At 73.5% G+C, this 7,284-nt stretch carries 8 protein-coding genes and 1 pseudogene; 3 read left to right on the top strand and 6 right to left on the bottom strand.

The genetic code is table 11. From position 1 onward, the window contains the following. A pseudogene (locus RIM90_RS29550) lies at positions 1 to 248 on the bottom strand (endonuclease III); the annotation flags it as partial. A gap of 335 nt (positions 249 to 583) precedes the next feature. Here RIM90_RS29550 and RIM90_RS29545 point away from each other — a divergent pair. Then, entirely contained in the window at positions 584 to 1,258 is a 675-nt protein-coding gene (locus RIM90_RS29545) for a Crp/Fnr family transcriptional regulator (protein WP_010031945.1), read from the top strand. A 113-nt stretch (positions 1,259 to 1,371) separates the two neighbouring features. Here RIM90_RS29545 and RIM90_RS29540 read toward each other — a convergent pair whose 3' ends face one another. The 4 genes from RIM90_RS29540 to RIM90_RS29525 form a co-directional block, all read right to left on the bottom strand. After that, the gene (locus RIM90_RS29540; protein ID WP_309063808.1) at positions 1,372 to 2,202 is read right to left on the bottom strand and encodes an MBL fold metallo-hydrolase; all 831 of its coding nucleotides are present in this window, start codon (positions 2,200 to 2,202) and stop codon (positions 1,372 to 1,374) included. Then, positions 2,199 to 3,080: an NUDIX domain-containing protein gene (locus RIM90_RS29535; protein ID WP_309063807.1), complete on the bottom strand. Its 882-nt coding sequence runs from the start codon at positions 3,078 to 3,080 to the stop codon at positions 2,199 to 2,201. Before RIM90_RS29535 ends, RIM90_RS29540 begins: the two co-directional genes overlap by 4 nt. Positions 3,081 to 3,484: 404 nt before the next feature. Then, positions 3,485 to 3,952: a RidA family protein gene (locus RIM90_RS29530; protein WP_309063806.1), complete on the bottom strand. Its 468-nt coding sequence runs from the start codon at positions 3,950 to 3,952 to the stop codon at positions 3,485 to 3,487. Further along, positions 3,949 to 4,110 (bottom strand): DUF4177 domain-containing protein, encoded by a 162-nt coding sequence (locus tag RIM90_RS29525; protein WP_142194045.1) that lies wholly within the window; start codon positions 4,108 to 4,110, stop codon positions 3,949 to 3,951. The genes RIM90_RS29530 and RIM90_RS29525 overlap by 4 nt, the downstream gene beginning before the upstream one ends. 141 nt (positions 4,111 to 4,251) lie before the next feature. On the opposite strand from RIM90_RS29525, the gene RIM90_RS29520 reads away from it, so the two are divergent. After that, positions 4,252 to 5,229, top strand: coding sequence for an ArsA-related P-loop ATPase (locus RIM90_RS29520; RefSeq protein ID WP_309063805.1), 978 nt, complete (start codon positions 4,252 to 4,254; stop codon positions 5,227 to 5,229). 133 nt (positions 5,230 to 5,362) lie between these two features. After that, positions 5,363 to 6,754 (top strand): ArsA family ATPase, encoded by a 1,392-nt coding sequence (locus RIM90_RS29515; RefSeq protein WP_309063804.1) that lies wholly within the window; start codon positions 5,363 to 5,365, stop codon positions 6,752 to 6,754. Positions 6,755 to 6,853: 99 nt separating this feature from the next. Here RIM90_RS29515 and wblA read toward each other — a convergent pair whose 3' ends face one another. Next, on the bottom strand, positions 6,854 to 7,192 hold the full coding sequence (gene wblA, locus RIM90_RS29510; RefSeq protein WP_309063809.1) for a transcriptional regulator WblA: 339 nt from the start codon (positions 7,190 to 7,192) through the stop codon (positions 6,854 to 6,856). Between the last annotated feature and the right edge of the window lie 92 nt (positions 7,193 to 7,284).

Genomic DNA, 7,284 nt, shown 5'->3' with positions numbered 1-7,284 from the left:
TCGGCAGTCGGCCCGCTCGCGGGCGCGGTCTTCTCCACGGGCACGCTCTCCTCCGCGGGCGTGCCCTGCTCGGCCGGTATCCCGCTCACCGGAGCCGCCCTCCTCGCCACCGCCCCGCCCGCAGGTGCCGCCTCGCCCGAGGGCGCCGCCCTCCGCGCAGGCTCGGCCTTCCCCGCGGCGGCCTTCCTCGTCGGCGCGGGGTTCTCCTCGGCCGCGCCGCTCGCGCGTGCCGTCGGTTTCTCTCTCACCGGCGCCCTCTTTGCCGTTTTCGCCGTTTCCTTACCGCCATCGGAGTCCTGTTCGCCCACAGCGGAATCGCGACGCACCACCACCCGCGCAGCCTCCTCGGCCTGTGCTCTCACCGGCGATTTGGACACCCGGCCAGCCTACGACCCGGGACCGGCATCCGCCCCGGGCCCTGAAGACCGGCGTCCAATTGGACCCCTGCCGCTTACCCCGACAGGCCCGTGCGGCATCCTTGTGACAGATCACACTGTTTGGACCGTCCGGCAAAATGGGCACCACGGTCCCCTGATACGTGGGGGAGCAAGATCCCCTGAGCAGGTCGACAAGGAGAGAACTCGTGGACGACGTTCTGCGGCGGAACCCGCTCTTCGCGGCGCTCGATGACGAGCAGGCCGCGGAGCTTCGCGCCTCCATGAGTGAGGTGACCCTGGCACGGGGCGACTCCCTGTTCCACGAGGGCGACCCCGGCGACCGGCTCTACGTGGTCACCGAGGGCAAGGTCAAGCTCCACCGCACGTCCCCCGACGGCCGCGAGAACATGCTCGCCGTCGTCGGCCCCGGCGAACTGATCGGCGAGCTGTCGCTCTTCGACCCGGGTCCGCGCACCGCGACCGCCACGGCGCTCACCGAGGTGAAGCTGCTCGGCCTCGGCCACGGCGACCTCCAGCCCTGGCTGAACGCCCGCCCCGAGGTGGCCACGGCGCTGCTGCGGGCGGTGGCACGACGGCTGCGCAAGACCAACGACGCCATGTCGGACCTGGTCTTCTCGGACGTCCCGGGCCGTGTCGCGCGCGCCCTGCTCGACCTCTCCCGCCGCTTCGGCGTGCAGTCGGAGGAGGGCATCCACGTCGTGCACGACCTCACGCAGGAGGAACTGGCCCAGCTGGTCGGCGCGTCCCGTGAGACGGTCAACAAGGCCCTGGCGGACTTCGCCCAGCGCGGCTGGCTCCGTCTGGAGGCCCGCGCGGTGATCCTCCTGGACGTCGAGCGCCTCGCGAAGCGCTCCCGCTGACGCCGGCGCGACTCCTCGCGAGCACGAGCCCCGCTTTCCCGGAAGGCGGGGCTCCGTCGTGTCCGGAGCCCGTCCCGGAGCCCGGCCCGTGCCGCGGCCCGGACCCCGGCCGGTCAGATGAGCCCGTGCTCCTGCAGGTACTCGAGCTGGGCCCGCACGGACAGTTCCGCGGCGGGCCACAGGGAGCGGTCGACGTCGGCGTAGACGTGGGCGACGACTTCCGACGGGGTGCGGTAGCCGTCCTCGACGGCCGTCTCGACCTGGGCGAGGCGGTGGGCGCGGTGGGCCAGGTAGTACTCGACGGCGCCCTGGGCGTCCTCCAGGACGGGTCCGTGGCCGGGCAGGACCGTGTGGACGCCGTCGTCGACGGCGAGGGAGCGCAGGCGGCGCAGCGAGTCCAGGTAGTCGCCGAGGCGGCCGTCGGGATGGGCCACCACGGTCGTACCGCGGCCCAGGACGGTGTCGCCGGTCAGGACCGCCCGGTCGGCCGGGAGGTGGAAGGAGAGGGAGTCGGCGGTGTGGCCGGGCGTCGGGACGACCCTCAGCTCCAGGCCCCCGACGGTGACGACGTCACCGGCGGCCAGTCCCTCGTCCCCGAGCCGCAGCGCCGGGTCCAGTGCCCGCACCTTCGTGCCGGTCAGCTCGGCGAACCGGGCGGCACCCTCGGCGTGATCGGGGTGACCGTGCGTCAGCAGGGTCAGGGCGACGCGTTGTCCGGCCCGCTCCGCCGTGTCGACGACGTGCCGCAGGTGTCCCTCGTCCAGCGGCCCGGGGTCGACCACGACCGCGAGGCCGGAGCCCGGTTCCGCCAGGATCCAGGTGTTGGTGCCGTCCAGGGTCATCACCGAGGCGTTGGGGGCCAGGACGTTGACGGCGCGCGGGGTGGCGCGGCCGGAGAGGACTCCGCCCCGTGGCTGGCCGGGAAGGGCGCTTGCGTCCGTCATGCGGGGGCTCCACCGGTCGGGATGTGCTTGGTGAACTCGTCGTGTCCCGGCCAGGAGAGCACGAGTTCGCCCTCCTCCAGGCGCGCGGTGGCCAGCACCGGAGTGAGATCACGCGCGGGTGCCGCGGCGAGCGCCTGAGCCGCCGTCCCGTACGCCGTCAGCTGGCGCAGGGTCGCGATGGTCGGCGGCATCATCAGCAGCTCGCCGCGGTCGTACGCGGCGGCCGCCTCGCGCGGGGTGATCCACACCGTGCGGTCGGCCTCCGTGGAGGCGTTGCGGGTGCGCTGGCCCTCGGGGAGCGCGGCGACGAAGAACCAGGTGTCGTAGCGGCGCGGCTCGAACTCGGGGGTGATCCAGCGCGTCCAGGCGCCGAGCAGGTCCGAGCGCAGGACCAGTCCGCGGCGGTCGAGGAACTCCGCGAAGGACGTCTCCCGCGCGACGAGCGCGGCACGGTCCGCCTCCCAGTCCTCGCCCGTGGTGTCGCCGACCACCGTGCCGGGTGTCGGACCGGCGAGCAGGACGCCGGCCTCCTCGTACGTCTCCCGCACGGCCGCGCACACGATCGCCTGGGCCCCCGCCTCGTCGACGCCGAGCCGCCGGGCCCACCACGCGCGCGTGGGGCCCGCCCAGCGGACGTGACGGTCGTCGTCACGCGGGTCGACGCCACCTCCGGGATAGGCGTACGCACCGCCGGCGAAGGCCATGGAGGCGCGTCGGCGCAGCATGTGCACGACGGGCTCGTCGCCGGTGTCCTTGAGCAGCATGACGGTGGCCGCGCGCTTCGGCGCGACCGGCGTGAGCGTGCCGTCCGCGAGCGCACGGATCCGGTCCGGCCATTCCGGCGGGTACCACTGCCCGCCAGCCTGCGCATTCGCCATGGCCGGAGGCTATCCCGTGACGGGCGGATGTTCGAGTGCCCGTCGGGACGGAAGCGGCGGGAACCGCCGCCCCGGCACTGCGCGCGGTGCGACGACGGGAGAACCGGGCGCCGGGCGCGGGGCGCGGGGCCGACGCCGGGGGCGGGGTGCGGCGTACGGCGCGGTGCGCGCGCCGCCGTCCCCGCGCGGGCGCCTCCGCCGGCGTCGGCCGGTGCGCACGACGGGGAACCGGCGGGGGCCGGCGGGGAAGGGCAGGGAGCCGCGCGGTCGGGCCCGCGCGTCCCGTCACGCCGAGGGCGGCACGGCCGACCGGGCGGAGCGGCGACGTGCGGCGGGACGGGCCCGGCACCGGTGGGGCGGCGGGCCCTGTGGTGGGGCGGGGGGCGGCGCCGCCCGCCGGGGGCCTACGCCTCCGCGAGCTCCACCTGGACCTCGACCTCGACCGGTGCGTCCAGCGGCAGCACCGCGACGCCCACCGCGCTGCGCGCGTGGACGCCCTTGTCGCCGAAGACCTCGCCCAGCAGCTCGCTCGCGCCGTTGAGGACGGCCGGCTGGCCCGTGAAGTCCGCGGCGGAGGCGACGAAGCCGACGACCTTCACCACGCGCGCGACACGGTCCAGGTCACCGGCGACGGACTTGACCGCGGCGAGGGCGTTCAGCGCGCAGACGCGCGCCAGCTCCTTCGCCTCCTCCGGCGTGACCTCCGCGCCGACCTTGCCGGTGGTCGGGAGCTTGCCGTCCACCAGGGGGAGCTGGCCGGCGGTGTAGACGTACCGCCCCGACCGCACGGCCGGCTGGTACGCGGCCAGCGGCGAGGCGACCTCGGGCAGGCTCAGGCCCAGCTCGGCCAGCTTCGCCTCGACGGCGCTCATCCCTGCTTCTCCCGCTTCAGGTAGGCCACCAGCTGCTCGGGGTTGTTGGGCCCGGGCACGACCTGGACGAGCTCCCAGCCGTCCTCGCCCCAGGTGTCCAGGATCTGCTTCGTGGCGTGGACGAGCAGTGGCACAGTCGCGTATTCCCACTTGGTCATGGGCCGACTCTAGCCGCTGCCGTCCCCGGTCCCGGCGGCGCCCGTGACCGCGTTGTCCACCCGCCGCGCACCGGGGCGCGAATCCGGGGAACCTGCCCCCGGAGCCGCCGGGGCGCGCGGGAAGGAATTAGGCTCGAAGACGTGAGCAGGCTCCAGGTCGTCAGTGGCAAGGGCGGAACCGGCAAGACCACGGTGGCCGCGGCCCTCGCGCTGGCCCTGGCCACGGAGGGGAAGCGGACGCTCCTCGTCGAGGTCGAGGGCCGCCAGGGCATCGCACAGCTCTTCGAAACGGAGGCGCTGCCGTACGAGGAGCGGAAGATCGCCATCGCACCGGGAGGCGGGGAGGTGTACGCCCTCGCCATCGATCCCGAGCTGGCCCTTCTGGACTACCTCCAGATGTTCTACAAACTGGGGAGCGCCGGACGGGCCCTGCGCAAGCTCGGCGCGATCGACTTCGCCACCACCATCGCGCCCGGCCTGCGGGACGTCCTGCTGACCGGCAAGGCGTGCGAGGCGGTACGGCGCAAGGACCGGGACGGGCGGTTCGCCTACGACTACGTCGTGATGGACGCCCCGCCGACCGGACGCATCACCCGCTTCCTCAACGTCAACGACGAGGTCGCCGGGCTCGCCAAGATCGGACCGATACACAATCAGGCACAGGCCGTGATGCGGGTGCTGAAGTCGCCGGAGACGGCCGTGCACCTGGTGGCCCTGCTGGAGGAGATGCCGGTCCAGGAGACCGCGGACGGCATCTCCGAGCTGCGCGCGGCACGGCTGCCGGTGGGGCGGGTCATCGTGAACATGGTCCGGCCCAGGGTGCTGGACACGGCCGACCTGGAACTCCTGGGGGCGGTCCCGCGTTCTTCCGTCGCGCGGGCACTGTCGTCCGCCGGCCTCGGCGGAGCGCGGCGCGGTGGACACGCCGAGCGGCTGGTGGACCCGTTGCTCGCGCAGGCCGAGGAGTACGCCGAGCGGCACACGCTGGAGGCCGAACAGCGCGCCGTGCTGGCGGACCTCGGCCTGCCGCTGCACGAACTCCCGCTGCTCACGGAGGGCATGGACCTGGCCGGTCTGTACGAACTGGCCAAGGAGCTCCGCGAACAGGGCGTGTCATGACGGACCGCGCCCGCACGGCCGGGAAGCATCCCGTCCGGCGCGTCACGCCGCGCGGGCCCCGTCCCGCCCCGGACCGCCGCACCGGCCCCGTCACGAGCCGTCAGCACCGGAAACAGGGGAAGCAGAGGATGTCATGAGTCGTCGTCCGGAACCGGCGCAGGCGCACGACCCGGCCGCCCGTCACCACCTCGCCCCCACGCGCACGCTCGACATCGACCCGCTGATCGACGATCCGGACATCCGGATCGTGGTGTGCTGCGGCTCGGGCGGGGTCGGCAAGACGACCACCGCCGCGGCGCTGGGCCTGCGCGCGGCCGAGCGGGGACGCAAGGTGGTCGTCCTCACCATCGACCCGGCCCGCAGGCTCGCCCAGTCCATGGGCATCGACTCGCTCGACAACATCCCGCGCCGGGTGAAGGGCATCGACGACTCCGCGGGCGGCGAGCTGCACGCGATGATGCTCGACATGAAGCGCACCTTCGACGAGATCGTCGAGGCGCACGCGGACCCCGAGCGGGCCGCCGCGATCCTGGGCAACCCCTTCTACCAGTCGCTCTCGGCGGGCTTCGCGGGCACGCAGGAGTACATGGCGATGGAGAAGCTGGGCCAGCTGCGGTCCCGGGACGAGTGGGACCTCATCGTCGTCGACACCCCGCCCTCCCGCTCCGCGCTGGACTTCCTGGACGCGCCCAAGCGGCTCGGGTCCTTCCTCGACGGCAAGCTCATCCGCGTGCTGCTGGCCCCGGCGAAGGTCGGCGGCCGCGCGGGGATGAAGTTCCTGAACGTCGGCATGTCGATGATGACCGGCGCCCTGGGGAAGGTGCTCGGGGGCCAGCTGCTCAAGGACGTGCAGACGTTCGTGGCCGCGATGGACTCGATGTTCGGCGGGTTCCGGACGCGCGCGGACGCCACGTACCAGCTGCTCCAGGCGCCCGGGACGGCGTTCCTGGTGGTGGCGGCCCCGGAGCGGGACGCGCTGCGCGAGGCCGCGTACTTCGTGGAGCGGCTGGCCGAGGAGGACATGCCGCTGGCCGGTCTGGTGCTCAACCGGGTCCACGGCAGCGGCGCGGACCGGCTGTCGGCCGAGCGGGCACTCGCCGCCGCGGAAAATCTTGAGGACTCCCGCATTGTGGATCAGGAGAACGGGAAAGCTGGACTTCGTAACTCCCCCGACACGTACGGCAGTTCAGACTCTTCCGCTCAGGACGTTCCCGACGGAGGCTCCCCCGCCACCGCGGACGACACCGGCGCCGGCGACGCGGAGGCGGACGTGAAGGCAGCGGCGGAGCGGTCCGTCGACCGGCTCACCGCGGGCCTGCTGAGGCTGCACGCCGAGCGCATGCACCTGCTCTCGCGCGAGCAGCGCACGCGTGACCGCTTCACCGCGCTCCACCCCGAGGTGGCGGTGACGGAAGTGGCCGCGCTGCCCGGCGATGTGCACGACCTCGCGGGACTGCGGGACATCGGCGACCGGCTCGCGGCCCACCGGCCGGAGCTGCCCGGGACGCCCGAGGCGACCGCCTGACGCATCCACCGGGCGAACCGGAACGCCGCAACGCCGGTACGACCGAGAGAAACCGCGGCGCGAGAGCACCGGGCGGGACCGAGGACCCCCCGAGGGTCCTCAGCTCACCGCCGCGTAGCTCTCGTACACCTCGTCGTCGTCGAGGGACACGACACCCGCCCCCCGTTCGTACTCCGTGCGCGCGGTCTCCAGCAGCCTGCGCCAGGAGGTCACGGTCGGCCGCCGGCGCAGCAGTGCGCGGCGCTCGCGCTCCGTCATGCCTCCCCACACACCGAACTCGACGCGGTTGTCCAGCGCGTCGGCCAGGCATTCGGTGCGTACCGGACATCCGGTGCACACCGCCTTGGCCCTGTTCTGCGCTGCTCCCTGAACGAACAGTTCATCCGGATCGGTAGTGCGGCAGGCAGCCTGCGCACTCCAGTCGGTAACCCAGCCCATACCGGCGCCGTCCTCTCCCGAATCGAGGCTCCCCCACGGCGGCAGCGGCATATTCACCGCCGCCAGTTGAGGACGTTACGGAAGGTGGGCAC

Origin of the sequence: Streptomyces sp. (assembly GCF_031181555.1) — a bacterium.
In the GTDB taxonomy this organism is placed as follows: Bacteria; Actinomycetota; Actinomycetes; order Streptomycetales; family Streptomycetaceae; genus Streptomyces; species Streptomyces fimbriatus.
The sequence above is the reverse complement of the archived record's forward strand: the minus strand, read 5'-3'. Positions and strand labels throughout refer to the sequence as shown.